Source organism: Pseudoalteromonas sp. AWH4_217, assembly GCF_056161105.1.
The window spans coordinates 231,789-249,549 of sequence record NZ_JBSWYM010000005.1; the positions used below are offsets into that span (position 1 = coordinate 231,789).

18 protein-coding genes are annotated in these 17,761 nt (G+C 47.0%); 10 read left to right on the forward strand and 8 right to left on the reverse strand.

Annotation, left to right across the window (positions count from 1 at the left end; translation table 11 throughout):
* Window positions 1-141 precede the first annotated feature (141 nt).
* Window positions 142-3,135 carry a bifunctional diguanylate cyclase/phosphodiesterase gene (locus ACXAH1_RS07865; RefSeq protein WP_475195542.1) on the forward strand — a complete coding sequence of 998 codons (2,994 nt, stop codon included), beginning with the start codon at window positions 142-144 and terminating at the stop codon, window positions 3,133-3,135.
* A gap of 47 nt (window positions 3,136-3,182) precedes the next feature.
* Here ACXAH1_RS07865 and ACXAH1_RS07870 read toward each other — a convergent pair whose 3' ends face one another.
* Window positions 3,183-3,512, reverse strand: coding sequence for an SUI1 family translation initiation factor (locus tag ACXAH1_RS07870; protein WP_475195548.1), 330 nt, complete (start codon window positions 3,510-3,512; stop codon window positions 3,183-3,185).
* Window positions 3,513-3,657: 145 nt separating this feature from the next.
* On the opposite strand from ACXAH1_RS07870, the gene ACXAH1_RS07875 reads away from it, so the two are divergent.
* The 4 genes from ACXAH1_RS07875 (at window position 3,658) to ACXAH1_RS07890 (ending at window position 7,701) form a co-directional block, all read left to right on the forward strand.
* Window positions 3,658-3,963, forward strand: a complete 306-nt coding sequence (locus tag ACXAH1_RS07875; RefSeq protein ID WP_054014087.1) for an STAS domain-containing protein — start codon at window positions 3,658-3,660, stop codon at window positions 3,961-3,963.
* A gap of 18 nt (window positions 3,964-3,981) precedes the next feature.
* The gene (locus tag ACXAH1_RS07880; RefSeq protein ID WP_475195549.1) at window positions 3,982-5,628 is read left to right on the forward strand and encodes a fused response regulator/phosphatase; all 1,647 of its coding nucleotides are present in this window, start codon (window positions 3,982-3,984) and stop codon (window positions 5,626-5,628) included.
* Window positions 5,629-5,742: 114 nt separating this feature from the next.
* The gene (locus ACXAH1_RS07885) at window positions 5,743-6,402 is read left to right on the forward strand and encodes a GAF domain-containing protein (RefSeq protein WP_475195552.1); all 660 of its coding nucleotides are present in this window, start codon (window positions 5,743-5,745) and stop codon (window positions 6,400-6,402) included.
* A 105-nt stretch (window positions 6,403-6,507) separates the two neighbouring features.
* The gene (locus ACXAH1_RS07890) at window positions 6,508-7,701 is read left to right on the forward strand and encodes an amino acid aminotransferase (protein ID WP_475195555.1); all 1,194 of its coding nucleotides are present in this window, start codon (window positions 6,508-6,510) and stop codon (window positions 7,699-7,701) included.
* A gap of 75 nt (window positions 7,702-7,776) precedes the next feature.
* On the opposite strand, the gene ACXAH1_RS07895 is transcribed toward ACXAH1_RS07890, so the two are convergent.
* Window positions 7,777-8,088, reverse strand: a complete 312-nt coding sequence (locus tag ACXAH1_RS07895; protein WP_253044004.1) for a YebG family protein — start codon at window positions 8,086-8,088, stop codon at window positions 7,777-7,779.
* A gap of 384 nt (window positions 8,089-8,472) precedes the next feature.
* On the opposite strand from ACXAH1_RS07895, the gene ACXAH1_RS07900 reads away from it, so the two are divergent.
* Window positions 8,473-8,766: a ComEA family DNA-binding protein gene (locus tag ACXAH1_RS07900; protein ID WP_475195558.1), complete on the forward strand. Its 294-nt coding sequence runs from the start codon at window positions 8,473-8,475 to the stop codon at window positions 8,764-8,766.
* Window positions 8,767-8,773: 7 nt separating this feature from the next.
* Here the strand turns inward: ACXAH1_RS07900 and ACXAH1_RS07905 are convergent, their stop codons facing one another.
* Both ACXAH1_RS07905 and ACXAH1_RS07910 read right to left on the reverse strand, forming a co-directional pair.
* Window positions 8,774-9,736, reverse strand: coding sequence for a hypothetical protein (locus ACXAH1_RS07905; protein WP_475195560.1), 963 nt, complete (start codon window positions 9,734-9,736; stop codon window positions 8,774-8,776).
* Window positions 9,737-9,745: 9 nt separating this feature from the next.
* Entirely contained in the window at window positions 9,746-12,091 is a 2,346-nt protein-coding gene (locus ACXAH1_RS07910; RefSeq protein WP_475195562.1) for a TonB-dependent receptor, read from the reverse strand.
* A 282-nt stretch (window positions 12,092-12,373) separates the two neighbouring features.
* Here ACXAH1_RS07910 and ACXAH1_RS07915 point away from each other — a divergent pair, with 282 nt between their 5' ends.
* Window positions 12,374-12,532, forward strand: a complete 159-nt coding sequence (locus tag ACXAH1_RS07915) for a hypothetical protein (RefSeq protein ID WP_253044019.1) — start codon at window positions 12,374-12,376, stop codon at window positions 12,530-12,532.
* A gap of 45 nt (window positions 12,533-12,577) precedes the next feature.
* On the opposite strand, the gene ACXAH1_RS07920 is transcribed toward ACXAH1_RS07915, so the two are convergent.
* Both ACXAH1_RS07920 and dsbB read right to left on the reverse strand, forming a co-directional pair.
* A complete protein-coding gene (locus tag ACXAH1_RS07920) occupies window positions 12,578-12,880 on the reverse strand; it encodes a hypothetical protein (protein WP_475195565.1) in 303 nt (100 codons plus the stop codon).
* Between the two features lie 7 nt (window positions 12,881-12,887).
* Window positions 12,888-13,400, reverse strand: a complete 513-nt coding sequence (dsbB, locus tag ACXAH1_RS07925; RefSeq protein WP_475195567.1) for a disulfide bond formation protein DsbB — start codon at window positions 13,398-13,400, stop codon at window positions 12,888-12,890.
* Between the two features lie 171 nt (window positions 13,401-13,571).
* Here dsbB and ACXAH1_RS07930 point away from each other — a divergent pair, with 171 nt between their 5' ends.
* Both ACXAH1_RS07930 and ACXAH1_RS07935 read left to right on the forward strand, forming a co-directional pair.
* A complete protein-coding gene (locus tag ACXAH1_RS07930; protein ID WP_253044025.1) occupies window positions 13,572-13,994 on the forward strand; it encodes a nucleotide triphosphate diphosphatase NUDT15 in 423 nt (140 codons plus the stop codon).
* A gap of 217 nt (window positions 13,995-14,211) precedes the next feature.
* Window positions 14,212-15,321 (forward strand): helix-turn-helix domain-containing protein, encoded by a 1,110-nt coding sequence (locus ACXAH1_RS07935; protein WP_475195571.1) that lies wholly within the window; start codon window positions 14,212-14,214, stop codon window positions 15,319-15,321.
* Here the strand turns inward: ACXAH1_RS07935 and ACXAH1_RS07940 are convergent.
* Both ACXAH1_RS07940 and ACXAH1_RS07945 read right to left on the reverse strand, forming a co-directional pair.
* On the reverse strand, window positions 15,270-16,442 hold the full coding sequence (locus ACXAH1_RS07940) for a DUF418 domain-containing protein (protein WP_475195576.1): 1,173 nt from the start codon (window positions 16,440-16,442) through the stop codon (window positions 15,270-15,272). The genes ACXAH1_RS07935 and ACXAH1_RS07940 overlap by 52 nt on opposite strands.
* A gap of 180 nt (window positions 16,443-16,622) precedes the next feature.
* The gene (locus ACXAH1_RS07945) at window positions 16,623-17,027 is read right to left on the reverse strand and encodes a helix-turn-helix domain-containing protein (protein ID WP_475195581.1); all 405 of its coding nucleotides are present in this window, start codon (window positions 17,025-17,027) and stop codon (window positions 16,623-16,625) included.
* Window positions 17,028-17,128: 101 nt separating this feature from the next.
* On the opposite strand from ACXAH1_RS07945, the gene ACXAH1_RS07950 reads away from it, so the two are divergent.
* Entirely contained in the window at window positions 17,129-17,737 is a 609-nt protein-coding gene (locus ACXAH1_RS07950) for a class I SAM-dependent methyltransferase (protein ID WP_475195587.1), read from the forward strand.
* Window positions 17,738-17,761 lie beyond the last annotated feature (24 nt).

The window sequence follows — 17,761 nt, forward strand, 5'->3', positions numbered from 1 at the left end:
CCCTATTATTAGCACAGATCATTTTAACTATACAAGCCCGAATTGAGACATATCTGGCAAAGTGTTTGGCGAGGTTCTCCGTGATCTGGTATATTCTGCCCATATACTGTTGAAAAACGACAACTAGCTAAAAGGTTTATCGTGGGCTATCGACGACCTGTGTCTCGCTTTGGTTTTAATTCACTCAGTGTCAAACTCCCGGTGTTAACGGCAGCCGTTTGTTTGATTGCCGGCGTCATTGCCGCCGCGCTGATGTTGAAAACTAAAGAAACGCAACTGGTGTATGAAGAATTTCATGAGTTACAGCAAAAAAGCGAGCAAACGCTCACACATTTCTCCGAATTCTTAACACTGAAGAAAAAATTGGCTCAGCAAGCCAATATGGTTGTTGGCAGAACACTGTTTTCTGGCCAGGTTGAACGGAATGCATCAGAGTCACAGGTACAAATTAATCGAACGGATGAACGAATTAACAGCATCGCAGCCAATGGTATTTCCGCAGCCTATCTGCCTGCAAAAAATTTAAACCCACAAAGTCAGGCCCTGCTTAGCGAATCTGAGTATGTCTGGAATTCATTATCTCCGCTGCTCCTTCAGGACTTTTTTAACTTTTACCTCTATACCACTGACGATTTTGTACGGATATCTCCGCCAAACTCCCTGTTGATTGACGGTAAAGGAGGTAATCATTTCAGCATTCATGCTTTACCGCTATTGAGGGAAGAGCTGAACCCGACCCGTCAGGCACTCTGGTCGGGGATCCACTTCGACGAAGTCTGGAGTAAGTGGGTGGTCAGTGTGCTTGTCCCTCTGTATGTGGATGATACGTATCAAGGCTTTACAGGCAGTGACTTGGAGTTAGATGTGCTGTTGAGGCGCCTTCCTGAAGCTTCCGATACCCTCAGTTATCTTGTATTTGATAAGCAGGGCAGAGTTTTGTCTGCACCTAATCTGGGTATTGTTGCGCATAATAATGAACTGGCAGATAAATCGTCTTTGCCGGGGGCGTTTCAGGAGATGATCGAGAGCACGTTACGGGTCAATTTACCCAGCTTGCAAAGTGAGTTTGGGTTTAAACAGGAATCTTATCTCGCTAATGTGGTTCATTTGACAGAGTTGGACTGGTACATCGGCTATTACAAGAAGCGTGATGCTGCGCTGTTTGCACTCAATGATCTTAAATGGAAGTTCTCTGGTCTATTTATTCTGTACGGGCTCTTTGTTTCCTTACTGCTGCATCAGGTTATCTATCACCTGATTTTAAAGCGTATCAATCAGTCGGTGAATGCGCTGGTTTCGTTCGGTAAAGGTCAGCTTGATCATCCCGAGCTGCCTGATGCCAATGATGAGCTAGGTGTGCTGAACGCATCAATTAATGATATGAGCGGCGAAACTCGCAAGCTTATCCATGGCCTCAATACTCGGGTATCCGAACGAGAATCCGCCCAGAAACAAGCAAATCGTCTTGGTAAAGCCGTGGAGTTTTCTGGTACTGGCGTGCTGATCACCAATGACAGGTTTAAAGTAGAATATGTCAATCCCAAAATGCTGGAGATGACCGGCTTTGATGAAGCGCATTTTATTGGTGCACCTTTGTTAGGAATTGTCTCTAAAGAAATGGCGATTATCGTTGACGACATCGATTTTGACCTGCGCAGCCGCAATTATTGGCGTGGAGACACGTTGCTGCAAGGCGTCTCTGATGAGCAGATCTGGGTGAGCCTGAGCATTTCTCCGATTCGCGAAGAAAGTGGCAGAATATCCAGCTATGTTGCATCGGCGCAGGATATCTCATTTGTTAAAGAAAGCCAGCGTAAAATGGAAGAGCTGGCTTATTTTGACACGCTGACCGGGTTGGCAAATAGAACTTTTTTCCGAATGCAGCTACGCAAGTCGATGGCACTGGCCGAGCGTGGGCATTATGCTTTTGCGTTATTTTATTTCGACCTCGATGAGTTCAAGCGTATCAATGATACCTTGGGTCACGATGCCGGGGACCGATTGTTAGTTGAAGTGGCCGATCGCTTGAAACAGCGGCTTCGAGCTGAAGATACGATAGCACGTCTTGGCGGTGATGAGTTTGCTGTACTTCTTAGTGGCATAGAGAGCCGGGAAAATGCCATGGACGTGGCCCACACCATTCAACGAACATTGGCTAAGCCAATCCGGCTTGGCAATAATGAAGTGATTGTCAGTGCCAGCATTGGCATCACGCTGGCGCCTTTTGACAGCAAAGAAGAAGAGCAGCTACTAAAACATGCTGATCTTGCAATGTATGAAGCCAAAGCGAAGGGAAGAAATACCTTTCACTTTTATTCTCAGGAACTGGACGCTGCGGCTAATGAACGCTTGTATATTGAAAACGAGCTCCGTCAGGCTATCAAAGAGGGTCAGTTCAGTTTGCGCTACCAACCTCAGATTGACAGCATTACGGAGCAAGTGGTGGGGTATGAGGCATTGGTCCGCTGGTATCACCCAGAAAAAGGGTTTATTGCGCCAACCAAATTTATTCCTATCGCAGAAGCGACCGGCATGATCGTTGAACTAGGTGCCTGGGTATTACGAGAAGCCTGTCAGTTCTCTGCAAGATTGCGCCGTAGTGGCCGTACCGCGGATATTTCTATCAACCTGTCTGCACGGCAATTCAAAGATGCAGAACTGATAGAGTACATCTCAACCACATTGAAAGAAACTGGCCTGTCTCCCGATATGCTGCATCTTGAGCTAACAGAAAGTATGTTAATGGGGGATGTTGAGGCGGCGATAGAGCAGCTGCTGGAAATGAAAAAGTTAGGTGTGTCTTTGTCGATTGATGATTTTGGTACGGGTTACTCTTCGCTCAGTTATCTGAAGCGCTTTCCGGTCGATGTGCTAAAAGTGGATCGCTCATTCGTCAAGGATATTCCGCAAGACTCGAATGACATGGAGATCACGGCGGCCATCATAGCGATGGCACAGAAGTTGAGCATGAAAGTGATTGCTGAAGGCGTGGAGACTCAGGAGCAGGTGGCGTTTTTACAAAGAAATAACTGCTTTATCGTACAAGGATACTATTACAGTGCGCCTTTAACTGAACACGAAATTCTGATGCAAAGCCAACACCCAGATATAGGGCAGGGCAATCAGGCACATTAAGCCTGTTTGACGAGCTTGACGATGTCAGGCTCGCCTCTATGCTGAGATCAGCCTCCAGCGATTTTAACTTTGAAACCTTGTGCTTCGAGCAGAGTTTTGAGCTTATTTCTGTCATCTCCCTGAATTTCTATCACATTATCTTTGAGCGCGCCGCCCTGGCCCATTTTACTTTTTAAGGTTTTCGCCAGCTTTTTCATATCGTGTTGTGCCGGGTCAATGCCAACAACCAACATGACGCCCTTGCCCTTGCGGCCTTTGGTTTGGCGTTCGATTCGTACCGCGCCATCTTTAAACAACTTTGCTTGTGGCTCTGGCTTAGATTCTGTGTGCTTTATGCGGCCAGACTCGGTTGAGTACACTAAACGACTCTCTGACATTTTGACTCTCCTGTTTGAGGCTGAATGCCGCCATGGTAACAAAAAGCGTTTTGAAGCGAGATAATTTTTTGGCTAATTTCACTTATCGGTTTATATTTAAAACAACATCATGGATACCAAAATTCAACCAAAGTAGGAGCTTGCGATGAGCCTGAGCAAAAATGCTTCAGCGGACGGAAAAACTTTAACGATACAAATCAAAGGAAAGTTTGACTTTAACTTGGTCCAATCCTTTCGTCAGGCCTATGCCGAAGTAGGCAATCAAACTGAGAAAGTCGTCGTTGATTTGCGTGACACAGACTATATGGATAGTTCAGCGTTAGGTATGTTGCTCAATATGAAGAAAACCTTGGGTGATTCGGTGTCGAGCATACAGATCAGTAATTGCCGGCCTCAGCTGAAAAAGATTTTGCAAATTTCACGGTTCGATAAAAAGTTCGATATTGATTGAACCACTAGGGATTAGTGCATGCTAATTTTGGTTGTAGACGATCAGCCTCTCAACTGTCGATTACTGCAAACTATGCTCGAACACCAGCACTACGAGGTGTTAGTAGCTAATAATGGGCAGGAAGCGTTGGACTTGCTCCAAGACCATGATGTAGATATCGTTCTGTTGGACGTGATGATGCCCGTGATGGATGGTTTCGAAACTGCACCCAAAATCAAAGAGCATGCAGGCGATGTCTACTTACCTGTTATCTTTATTACCGCTTTAGAAGACCATGCCAGCTTTGAAAAGTGCCTCCATGTAGGGGGCGACGACTTCATTCATAAACCCTTTGACCGGATCATATTGTCTGCCAAGATCCGAGCGCACGCTCGAACAAGAAAGTTGAGTAAAGAGGCTTATGAACAAAAAAAACAGCTTGAGTATCATTACAACCAGATTGAACGTGAGCACGAGATTGTAGAACATATATTTCGCAATGCGTTGTCGGGTCAGGAGGATTTTGCCGACCTGTGTGATTATCATTTGTCCCCCGCATCCATGTTCAACGGCGACATGTTCTTAATGGCCAAGAGCCCCATCGGTGGCTTTTATTGCCTGCTTGGGGACTTTACAGGGCACGGTTTGGCAGCTGCGGTGGGCGCATTACCCGCATCAAAGATCTTTTATACTATGGTGCAAAAAGGCATGGCGGTGAATGACATTGCAGCCGAACTTAACAGCTCACTGAACACCTTGTTGCCCGGACATATGTTCTGCGCAGCAGCCATTGTTGAAATTAGCAGTTCAGGCAGAAACGTGTCAGCCTGGCTTGGCGGGTTTCCGGATATTTATCTGATAGACAGCGACGGGCAGATGCTCAAGACCATAGAATCTCAGCACATGTCACTGGGGATCCTGGACGAGGACGAGTTTGAGCGTAACACCTTGCACTTTGAAGTCGAGGTGGGTACTCGCATTGTCATGGCAACGGATGGCATCATTGAAAGCGAGGCGCCTGATGGGACGTTATTTGGTGAGCAACGGCTGATCGATGTATTGAGCTGCAAGGTGGATATTTCAACCAAGGATATTATCCAGCAAGTCAGGGAGTACAGTGGTCATAAAGAGCAACAAGATGACTTAAGCATCGCTATCATAAACTGTCTGCCTGACCGCTCAACGGAAGCATTACCACCAGAATACTCCACTTTGCCTTTCAATATCAGCATTTCACTCAATGCTGAGCAAATGCGATATACAGATCCGGTATTGGAGTTGGTTGATATTTTATCGAAAGTGGAAGGGCTTCATGCTCACAGATCGAATGTCTTTTTACTGTTGTCGGAAGCCTATAATAATTCGCTTGACCATGGTGTTTTGGGATTAAAATCTGATTTAAAAAACCAGGACGACGGCTTCATAGAATATTATCACCAGAGGGCGCGTGCATTGGAAAACCTTAAAGATGCCCTGATCATTATTAACGTGCGTTTTAGTCCGGAAGAGTACCGTATTATTTTTAATATTTGCGATTCCGGTAACGGGTTCGATCAAAATACGACTGCACAGCATCAATCTCAGCAGGAACATGGCAGGGGCGTCGAACTGCTCTCTGAAATAGCGCAAAGTGTGACGTATAATCAGGTCGGTAACGAGGTTGAGCTGGTTTACTCGCTTCGCTAACTGCATGCTCCTGTGCAACCTGCCTATCTTAAAATAAAATATTCTGACAACACGCTGGCATAGCACAGCCTTCCGTGTTAAATTCAATGGATATTTAGATGTTTGGATGGCCAAATGATTTCTGCTTATCTATCTCATAGTAATTTATCCATTAGTGAAAGCGCCGTAGCGGGTCAGCTTGCGGAGCTGGATGCGTATATTGAAACCCATACCTTTGATGCAATATGGTCGTATCAAATCCCTGAACTGGGCGAGGGAGGTAGTTGCAGCCTGTTTGGCCATTTGCAGGAAGCGCCTTTTCTACTTGCGCAATATGTCAGCCAAAATCGCGAAAGTGAGCACAATTTATCCCGATTACAGGCAATAGCTGAATACGTTAAAACGGCCACAGGAGTCGACTGGTTCGGTATTTATCAAGCCAGGGAGGCCGATGGTTTACAGCAGCTACTGAAGCTGGCTTACTATGGTGCACCAAGTCGACCTCTGTTCCCGATTACAGACGCTTTTGCAGCAACGTCAAATAATATTCAAACCTTTTTGTCTGAAAAAGCTCGAGTGATCAATAACATTCCAGATTATGTCGCCAATGGCGGTGAGTATTACACCTGCGATCCAAAAGTGCAGGCTGAGGTGTGTTTGCCATTATTAGACACGCAAGGCCGGTGCCTTGGGATCATTGATGCAGAAGCTTTTGAGCAAGAGTGCTTTGATGAATACAAACTGGCAGTTTTAGTTGCCGCTTGTCTTCGTGCGATTGAGTATCTTCCACGCTAAGCAGGCTCGTCTTCATTACAACTTATGTTAATATGAGCCCAGAGTTAACCCCGTGACAAACGAGCCAGAAAACCTCGTTTACGTTAATTAGGAAAAGAGAGAACCATGTTTTCAGAACTAAAACCACTTCCGACGGATCCAATCCTGGGCCTGATGGCCGCCTATAAAAAAGATACTAACCCGAATAAGATTGACCTAGGGGTTGGGGTGTACAAAGACGAGCAGGGTCATACCCCGGTTCTGAAGGCGGTAAAAAAGGCTGAAGCGTTTCGTCTGGAGAATGAAACAACTAAATCTTACATTGGTTTAGCGGGTAACCTGGATTACTGCGATAAAATGGAAAAGTTGCTACTGGGTAATGATCACCCTGCATTGCTGGCTAATCGTGTCAGAACAGCGCAGGCGCCGGGCGGCACAGGTGCTTTGCGCGTTGCGGCTGAATTTATCAAGCGTTGTAATACCAATGCCACGGTATGGGTGACAACTCCTACCTGGGCAAACCATATTAGCTTGTTTGAGGCAGCCGGCTTACAGGTTAAAGAGTATCCATATTATGATTATGAGAACAAAGGGTTATTGTTCGATGAAATGATAGATGCACTGAAGCAAGTACCGAAAGGTGATGTAGTACTGCTTCATGCGTGTTGTCATAACCCAAGTGGGATGGATTTAAACGCAGAACAATGGAAGACAGTTGCAGAGCTGGCCAAAGACGTGGGCTTTACACCACTGATTGATATCGCCTACCAAGGCTTTGGCAGTGGTCTGGAAGAAGATGCGCAGGGACTACGCCTGTTGGCTGCAACCGTTGACGAGCTGTTAATCTGCTCTTCATGTTCTAAGAATTTTGGTTTATACCGTGAGCGTATTGGGGCTTGTTCATTTATCGCTAAAGATGCTGCGGTTGCGGATGTGTCTAACTCAGTGTTACTGAGTGTTGTGCGTAGTATTTACTCTATGCCGCCGGCACATGGTGCAGACATTGTGAATACCATCCTGGGCAGTGAGGAATTGACTCAGGAATGGCACCAGGAACTGGCTGAAATGCGTGATCGAATTAACGGTCTACGCAGCTTGATCAAAGACAACCTGAATGCAAAAGGCACAGCGCAGGACTTCTCTTTCATTGAGTGCCAAAATGGTATGTTCTCATTCCTTGGTATAGATAAAGCACAAATTGACAGACTACGCGAAGAGTATTCAATTTACATTGTCGGCTCGAGCCGCGTAAACGTTGCAGGTGTAAGCAAAGATAACATCGATTACTTTGCAGATGCCGTTGCGACCGTGCTTAAATAAATTCAACTGAATTTAAAAAGCCAGTATTCTGTGAGAAAACTGGCTTTTTTTGTGACCTAATTAAGTCATTTGGTATCAGGCTTGTTTGATTGCCGTGACCTTATCATCGTCACCTTTTTTACCGGCTGGCTTTTCTTCGTTGTCTTTCTTTGACGGCACTTTAGTGCCTTTTAGAATAGCCATAAAGTCGTCTTTTTGTTTGGCAATTTCAAGTGCCAGCGATTCAACTTGCTGCTCACTAAGCGGAACGTCCACTTTCTCTAACATGCCTTCAAGCGCTTCTGCAACATCCAGCATTTTATCATAAGCATCAGCCTCTTTTTTGCTGGTAAATGTCATACGCTCTACTCCATTTCTTTCTACCACATACTTTACGATAACCGCCATGATCACTCTCCACGAACACTGTTTTTATATACAGTAACTTGTCTCGTTAATAATTACAACTGATAAAGCACTATTATGCATTAGTATGGCCCATCTGTACCTAGGCATCCTTCATTTACATTCTTTAGTTGCTGGCATAAATACCTGAACTCTGAGAATGTGGGCTGCTCAACTTGTACAGCCATATTACGACTAGGCCGCCAGCAAAAAGTTCGTGTTCGTTCAGAGGTTGAGTTGCTATTTTTAGTTCTGTATGAAAAAAAAGCAACTGAAAAACGCAGACATAATTTTGACATAATTGATGATGTTTACTTTATTTTAACTGTGCATATACATTGATGTGAACGCACAAAGAAATGGAATCTAAACTTGAGGGATCTGATTATGAATATCAAAACACTTTTAGCTACATTGGCATTGTCCGCCGCACTTCCGGTTATGGCTCAACCAGAGCAAGCGCCTGCACAGACACAGCAAGTTGCTGATGCTGTGGTAAATGTAAACCGTGCCACCGTTGAGGAGTTGATACGCTTACCTGGTATTGGCCAGAAAAAAGCCGAAGCCATTATTCGCTCACGAGAGGAAGCGGGTGATTTTCAGGATATGGACGCGCTTTTGCGGGTTAACGGGATAGGTGTCAACATGCTTGCCAAGCTAAAAGGAAAGGTCGCATTTTAGCATAGACTCAGTGTTGTTTGTTCATCTCCAGGAGCGGCTCAGGCTGCTCTTTTTTAATGTCGATATTATTTTGTGTCATCTGATAATAACCCAGCGCTTTGGCTATCTGCTGTTCGATTTGCTTCCTGAAATAAGCTCTTTCTGCGTTTGGTAAGTAACGCAGGTGCAGCGCTAAAAAGTCCTCTTGTTGGTACAAATGACTCAGTGCTTCATTGACGGTTTTAAGGAACTGCCTGGACTCTGGGGTGTCTGAACATGCAATGTGGCCGAGTACAAACGGCGGGTTGTTGGCGATTTCCAGGCTATGCACCTGATTGAGTGTCAACTGGCTGGCATAGCGTTGCATCGTGGTTGGATAGGTAAGAATAAAACTGGCTCTGCCTCTTTCGAACATAGTGACAGTGGCTTTGTAACTGTCTCCGCCCGGGCGTCGGATCAATTGTGCTTTGTCTATTTGGCCTAGTTGCACATCAAGATAATCTCCATAAGAGCGTTGAGCTTCCGTCAGTAAAGTGGTTCTCGGGTGAGCTTTTAATAACGCATTGAGCTCGGTCAGCTGCCCTTGAGCATTGAGAAAAGGGGATAATTCAATGTTTAATGGCAAAAAATATAGCCGATGACTGGGATATAGGTGTACCGGTAAGCTGAACAGATATTGTTTTGCTCTGCGTTGCGTTTTGATCCGGTTTAGTGCACAAAAAGGCAAGGTACTTTGCAGTAACTGATCAATACGGGTGCCCGGTGCCAGCAACAGAGGTGGACGGATAAACCCCGGTGTTTTTTGCGCAATGTAGTCAAAAACTAGGTTATTGGAGTCAGTTGATATATCCAGCGCCTGATCTGAAAACACCATCTTGATATCTAACGGATCATCACTGAGCAACTGAAGCTGAGCCGCTGCTGCAGAGCACAGGCTGATGCTCAGGAACATCACAGTGATAAACAGAAGGGGGTTAGTATTTGTCATCATATTCGGTCTTTAAAACTGGTATCTCAGGGACAGACCCCACTCTCTGGGCGGGGCCAGGTAATGCTCTGCGACACCAAATACTTCAGTGAAGTCATTCCCGCCAATGAGTATGCGCTTATCCATAAGGTTGCGAACAAACAGGGCAACCTCCATCTGCTCAGTGACTGCATGGCTGACACGTGCATTAACTAAAGCAAAGCTACCCTGTGCACCAAGCTCTGTATTAAAGACATCGTTATAGGTTTTACTGCGAAATGCCCAGTCCAGACCAAATTTAATCGGAGCACTAAGACTGGCATTCGACCAGTGATAACGCACCCCCAATGCTGCTGTCCAGCGAGGTGAGCGCATGAGTTTACTGTCTGTTGTAACTTGTGTGGCCGTGCCTACAGAGTCAAATTGTGCATCGGTGTAAGACAGATTACCTGAAAAACGCCAGTCGTGTGCGGGAAGCGCCTCGAAACTGACTTCAATGCCCTGAATACTGGTTTCGCCCACGTTGTCGATGAAGATCTCAAGCCCCGCGTCGGTAGACTGACCACCTCGCAGCTGCATGGCTTTGTGTTGCATATCAAACGCTGCCAGACTGAGCTGTAAAGTGTCATCAAACAGAGTGGTTTTATATCCCAGTTCATACGCTGTAAGGTATTCAGGGTCAAAGGGTTGAGCTGAAGTCGGCGAGTTCGGAATGCCGTTAAAGCCACCAGATTTAAATCCCCGGGAGGCGCTCAGATAAACGAATTGTCTGTCATCGAAATGATATTCTACTCCGCCTTGTGGAGAAAATACCCGCCAGCTGCGAGTAATGGGGCCGCCATGTTTTTGACCCAGGGTTTGGTATGTTCTGTCGATTAAGATAACACCGGCATTATCGGCGTCACTTTGGACCTGTTGCATCTTGTCCTCAAATGTCAATCTGCCTCCGAGGTGGAAGGCCCAGTGTTGTGTTAAGGCGTATTTGGCATGAGTAAAAATCGCTGTGCTTTGGATCTCGACCTGGTTATCAAAGCCACTGTCTATATCCAGCCCGATGTTGAGCGGGTTGCCCGGACCACCTATGCTGGTGGGGTTACTGAGCGGTGAGCCATCCAGCGGGCCCGGTACACTTTCCAGCGCCTGATAAAGGCCCCCGATGAATACCAGATCAGTTAAGTGTTTAATGGATTCATCAAAATGGAATAAGCCCACTAACCATTGCATCCGGTCGTTTAAGGTACTGCCGCTGATATGCAGCTCCTGACTAAATTGAAACTGACGCTGAAAATCCTGAGTATCGCCTATGACTGCGGGGTTGTTATCAAAGTCTCGACCATATGTCGCATAGAACTCTCGATAGGCTGTCAGAGATTTAAGCTGCCAGTGTTGCGGTGTTTGCCATTCGACAGAAAGCTGTGCGCCTGATTGATCCAGGGAATTAAAGTTTGTGCCCAAAGAAGCGCTTTGGTGTGCACCGTCAAATATCTGCAATGCAGGGTAGGGCTCAGAGATACTACTTTGGGTAACCAAATCATTGTATAGCACAAGCAAGTCGGCCTGATCGTTTTTGGCAGCGAGTATCGAAGGCGCTGACCCTGATTTGATCCGACGTTGATCCAAAGACAGCTGGGCGGTTAACTTAGGGCTGATTTGGTAGCGAAACTTGGCGGTAGCTGCCCACTCGTCTTGCCCTCCTTCAAATTCACCATTGGCACGTTTGACAAAACCATCCCGGTTGAGGTGGGTAAAGGTGAAGCGACTGGTCAGCGACTCGTTCAATGCGACGTTGGCACGCAAACGCGCATCCCGGCGCTGAAACGCGCCCAAAGTGACCTCTCCATCAGCAAATGTGTCAGGAGCGGGGTCGTGGGTGTAAATTGTGACGGCACCACCTATGGTGTTTTTGCCGAAAATTGCGCCCTGTGGTCCTCTTAATACTTCTATCTGCCGGACATCATACAGGTCAAAGATCCCGCCAGCTGAGCGAGCGTAATAGACACCATCAAGATAGAGGCCCACACTGGGGTCGACCGTGGGTAAAGGGTCCACCTGGCCGATCCCCCGGATTGTAATGTTCGCGCAGTGTGTGCAGCCGGAGTTTTCGCCTACGGTGGTGACATCAATATTAGGGATAAAGTAAGCGGCCTCAAGCAGGGTATTAAGATTGCGCTCACGCAAAAATTGCTCCGACATCACAGAAATCGAAACCGGTATGGTCAGTGCATTTTCTTTAACTTTACGTGCCTCAACGGTCACTTCCATTAGCTCGTCAATAGACAGCGCGAATACATCATTGTCACTGTCTGGTGCCGTGTGAGCACTCGGGGCGGCGCTAATCAGTGCACAGAAGCTTGCGATATAAGGGAGTCTGTTTTTCATTGAGTACCCAAATGATGGCGTTTATTCCAACTCCCTGGAGGAACAAGCAGCTCTGGTGACCCAAACGGGTGGGTCATTGCACTTGATTATAGCAGCAATAAACCAGCTCGTTGGACTGTTTGCTAAATTCAAGGTCCAAGGGGGATAGTAAATCGCAATAATGTGAAAGGAATATGTCAGTAGCATCACCTTGTAACATTTGTCTGTTTTTTGAACTTGCGGCTAACGAAAGCTTTGTGATTTTATGGTGTTGAAACAATAACCAAAAAAGGAAGCGAAATAATGAAACTACAATTAAAAACCAGCAAACTAAAACGCCTTAATGAACAACACCAACAGTTGGCGATGGCTAACACCCCGCAGGTGGGCGGCGGCTATACAACAAAACCCTGGACGGTTTGGTGTGAAGAGTTAAGCAAAGGGCCGGATTGCCGCGCTTAATCTGTATGACTGACGAGTAGAGAAGTGGTGCTGTGCACCACTTTTTTATGCCTGACCTTTGTTAAACTCTGTAATTGCCTGACGCAGATAGGGCTTGGCAAACTGGATCTCCAGCGGCACGGTCAGTAGTGGATAAGCCAGCCCACACAGGAGTAAGACGGGTAACAATAACCAGCCGTGTATAAACGCGAGCGCCATAAACAGCGGAGTGAGCAACATCAGCTTGGCAATGTTGAGCAGGACCTTTTGCGAAGAGGGTAACTGCGCCAGTGCCAACGCTTTAATACGTTGCTTATCGCGCAGTGCAAAGCCATCTAATTCGGCCAGTTTACTCAGTCTGAAAACCATTTATCTCTCATCTTCTAACAACAAATACGGCGGCAAACGCGATAAAGCTGATGCTGTAAAGTGCAAAAATCACTTCCATCCAGCCCGGCATCGAAAGTCCCGCAAAAAACCAGTCAATATTACCACAATCTCCGGTCGCCGCGAAGAAGGCTGGCAGCCACTCATGTAAGGGCATAAAGCTTGGGAAGTTAGGTACAAAGTCACAGGTAAACGCAAACGGATCTGTGGTGGTCTGCATAGCGATATGTTCTTTCGCTAACAGCCAGCCCCAAATGGCTGAAACGCCCCAACAGCTCATGGCCAGAAGTCTCACAGGCAGGCTAGTCGGTGATGTCAGACCGATCAGGCCAGCTGCAACAATGCCCAGTACCGCAGTGCGCTGGTAAATACACATGATGCAAGGCTCCAGCCCCATCGCATATTGGAAATACAAGGCGATCACTTCAAGCACGAAAGCCGAGAAAAACAGTGCACCCCAGGCAAGGCGGGTGCGAGAAAATTCAGCAAGTTTATTTAACATAGGTGTTCCTTTTTTTGCCCACTATTATGGCTGTGTCGATGCATCCGGGCAACTGGTTTCAGATTAGTCGTGCGGTTTGACTGCTGAACAGAATATAAGTTTCCGGAACAGACGCGTTTTGGGCACAAAGTATGGTATCTTCACGCCAACCGATAAGTGAGGGAGAAAGTAATGCAGTCAGTTGTGCGTGTAGGTGTCGCCGTGGTGATTAAGCGTCAGGGGAAAATTTTACTGGGTGAGCGTATTGGGTCGCACGGGGCACACACCTGGGCAACACCAGGAGGTCATCTTGAAATGGGAGAAAGCGTAGAGCAGTGTGCGCGCCGCGAAGTATTAGAAGAAACCGGCCTGACGCTGGCTCAGGTGACCAAGCTTGATTACACCAATGATGTATTTGAATCTGACGGCAAGCATTACATCACCTTGTTTGTGACGGGCGAGTGCGTGAATGGAGAGCCGCAATTGCTGGAGCCGGGGAAATGCCTGCAGTGGCGCTGGTTTTCTCCGGATTCACTGCCTGAGCCGCTGTTTTTGTCATTGCAGAATCTGTTACGTGATAATCCACACAGCTTAGAACGGGCACAGAGTATTTAAGAAGGCAGAACAAAAGCGCAAAGGTTGATGTCTGTATTCATGGTAAATATCACTAGCCTGGTTATTGTTGTTCTCTATTTCCAGACTGTGGTTACTTTGTCTAAACTCCTTAGTCTGAGAAACGTTGCGCAGAGTGTTAGCCCGCTGAAAGCGGCACCAGAGTCATCTGCAAGTATGTTATTTATGTCATTCGCTACTACCAGTCGGGGAGGGGAAGGTGCTTCTGCATGAGTTAGTGCTGGTGAGTAGTGCGACAACCAGTTTGTTATTCGTCTTTATCTCTTTGTCGTTACCATTTAAGCAGCGCAACAGCACTCATTACCTGCTTGGCTATTTTGCGTTAATTGGGGTGGTGCAACTGTTGGATATGGCCACGGGTCCCGGTGACACTTTGCATCAGTTTATTGTGCCACTGGCGCTGATGCTTGGTCCGCTCTTCTACCTTTATGTGACGGCTCAGATACCCCACCGGCAGGCACGCCCAATCCAGCTCGCCTTGATGTTCATGCCAGCCGGGCTGCTATTGCTGCATGTGTTGCTGGTGGAAGGTGAATTAATTATGGCACCGCTAATAAGCAGAACAGATGCTTACAGGTTGATTGCGCCAGTTGAGCTGGGGTTTGTCATTGTGGCCAGTGTGCAGTTACGGCGGGCGACAGTTAAGCTTAGTCGGGTTAGTAATGAGCCACAACCCGCGTTACTTGTCTGGTTGCATCGTTTGTGTTGGCTTAACATGACCATTTTGCTGGTGGAAGTGACTTATTATATTGCTCTGGCAACAACACACCTGCAGGTGACACATCACCGAGCTTTTCTCAATGGGGCTCTGCAGTTATTTTTACTTTTGGTAGCCAGGTGTGTGATCCGCTCACCCAGGGTATTCTATACTGAGCGGCAAAAGCAGGCGGTCGCTGACAAGTATCAAAAGTCTGGTTTGACGCCAGAGCTGGCGAACTACTATGCGCGCAAGCTTGATAAGCTGATCCGTGATGAGCAACCCTATTTAAGCAATGAACTGACGCTGTCTGCGCTAGCACGGCAAGTAGGCCTCAATACCCATAATTTATCACAATTGCTTAATGAGCATTTAGGCACCAGTTATCATGATTATATCAATCGCTTTCGGGTCACCCATGCCACACAATTGCTGGAAGAGACGACTCAGTCAGTAGAGGAAATTGCTTACCAATCGGGGTTTGGCACTCGAGCCGCGTTTTATGCGGCATTTAAAAAGTTTCGCCAGATCACTCCGGCGAAATGGAGAATGGGCGTCAATCAGCACTTAGACAGCCAACGCCACAATCGCTCTATGGGCCCGGATGAATGATGTTTTAACCATAGGCGAGAGGCCTGTAGTTGTATCATCCAAACAACTGCAATGACACTCATGGCTTCCCAGGCCCGCGTTGCGGCAAAACCTCCCAGTCCATAAAACCACACTGTACATAACAGGCTTTGCAGCAAATAGTTACTTAACGCCATGCGTCCAACCTGGCTCAAAGCATGACGTAATGTCCTCAGCCACTGTCTTTGGCTGATCCAAGTCAGTAAAGCGATGTAGCCACACCCTGTCACAATAGCACCCCAGTAATTCCAAAGAGCGTGCTTAAAGAAGAAGTGAGGAAACGACCAATGCTGCAGGTGATTCAGCCACAAACCAATCAGTGACAAAGTGGTGCCAACAGGTATAGTGCACAGCGCAAACCAGCCATAAAAGCGATCACCCAGCTTGCCACAGAGAAATCCAGAACGATACAGGGCAAGGCCAATGAGCATCAGGCCGGATACCCTGAAAATTCCCCAGCTGGGAAAAGTTGAAAGATGAAACTCGCTGGCCAACGCCATCCGCATGTTCAACTGTGCATACCAGTTGCCGGTAAAGGCGTCGATCTCAGGCTTGCTGACGAGCGCCGAATGGGCAAAATGCTCAGTAATAACCTGAGTTAATATTGGCTCGGGCAACGCCAGAAGTACGTTATACGTTGCCAGGCTCTTGGCACTCCCTATCGTCAGCAATATCAGCCCCGAGAGCAAAGTAAAACTAGCTGGCAACCGAATAAACAGTAGAGGAAAAACTCCACACAGTGCGTAGTAGACCAGGATGTCGCCATGCCAGATCAGATAGGCATGTACCAGGCCAATGGCCAGTAAGACTAATAGTCGCCTGAGATAATACCCATATGGAGAGTAACCTGCCTGTATCATTTTATCGCAGATAAGGGCTGTGCTGGCCCCAAACAGCATAGAGAAAATAGCCATAAACTTCTGATCAGCAAACAAGTATTGAGCGCACCACCAGATATACCCCAAAGGTGACTGATCCGTATATGCCAGCGGTGAAAAATAAGCCGCGTAAGGCTCGGAGAAAAGACGAATATTCATCAGCAAAATGCCGAGCAGGGCGGTACCTCTGATAACGTCGAGCAAAGTGTGTCTGGATTGTGTCATGATGACATCTTTTATAAACAAGTGATGTCACAACGCTATCATGGTTTATTTTGTCAGCCGCCTAATCTGGCCGGAATTGACAGTTTTTAATGCCAGCGTGCTGCATGATTTTAGGCTAACTCATTGATAATAAATGCAAGAAAATCTTTTTCTTTGCGTTTAGACTCCTTTGTAAAGATGCTAAAGCTTACTCTGTTGCGGTTTCAGGCGTTTACCTGCCAGCTTAAGCAGGCGTTGAAAGGTTGGGCAGGCAAGGTGGTTAGGGGCCGGGCAATTTGCTGCGTGGTGAAGGCCTTCTCTGATGGCTTGCATCGTCGCTATTTGCTTATCCATTTCAGCGGTTTTTTGGCGCAGCAGGGCTCGGTCTACGTCCACTCCGTTTGGCAGCAACATATGGCTAATTTCTTCCAGAGAAAGACCAACATAGCGCCCGAGGTTGATCAGCGCTAATCTCTCCAGCACTGTGGTGTCGTAGTAACGGCGCAGTCCATGGCGCCCGGCACTGCGGATCAATCCTTTTTGTTCATAGTATCTGAGGGTGGAAGGTTTGAGCCCGGAGGCCCTGGCAACATCTGCGATATCCATGTGTTTCTCTTTTATGTGAACTCATTTGATTATAGGGTCTTGACCTAAAGTCGACTTTAAGTTGTAGCATGGTTTGTATCACTTGACGAGAGGAGACTGTGATGAATTTTGATCCGATGTGGGACACGCGTTTTGCTGAATCTGATTACGCTTACGGCACAGAGCCAAACGACTTTCTAAAGGCACAGGTAAAACAACTGAAAGGCAAGCAAGTGCTGAGCCTGGCCGAAGGAGAAGGTCGTAATGCGGTTTATCTGGCAAAACTGGGTTTTAACGTAACGGCAGTGGATGCCTCGATTAAAGGCATAGAAAAAGCGCAACAGTTAGCTCAGGCATCCGGCGTATCTATCAAGTTTATTCAGGCAGATCTGGCAAGCTTTGACCTCGGTCGCGAACAATGGGACAACATCATCGCTATTTTTGCGCCGCTTGGTCAGGGATTGCGTGCGAAGCTGCACCAGCGAGTAGTACAGGCTCTGGTACCGGGTGGGGTGTTTTTGACAGAAGCTTACTCACCAGAGCAAATTCAATTTGGTACGGGTGGTGGAAAGGATGTTGATACCATGCTCACTGCGGCTCAGTTGGCCCAAGAGTTAAGGGGAGTAAAGTGGACTCACATTGAGCAACTGGAACGTTCGGTAGTGGAAGGTCGCTACCACACGGGAATGGCCGCTGTGGTTCAGGGAGTGGGAGTTAAACCGAACTTCTGATACAAATCCCACATGGCTTAAGCA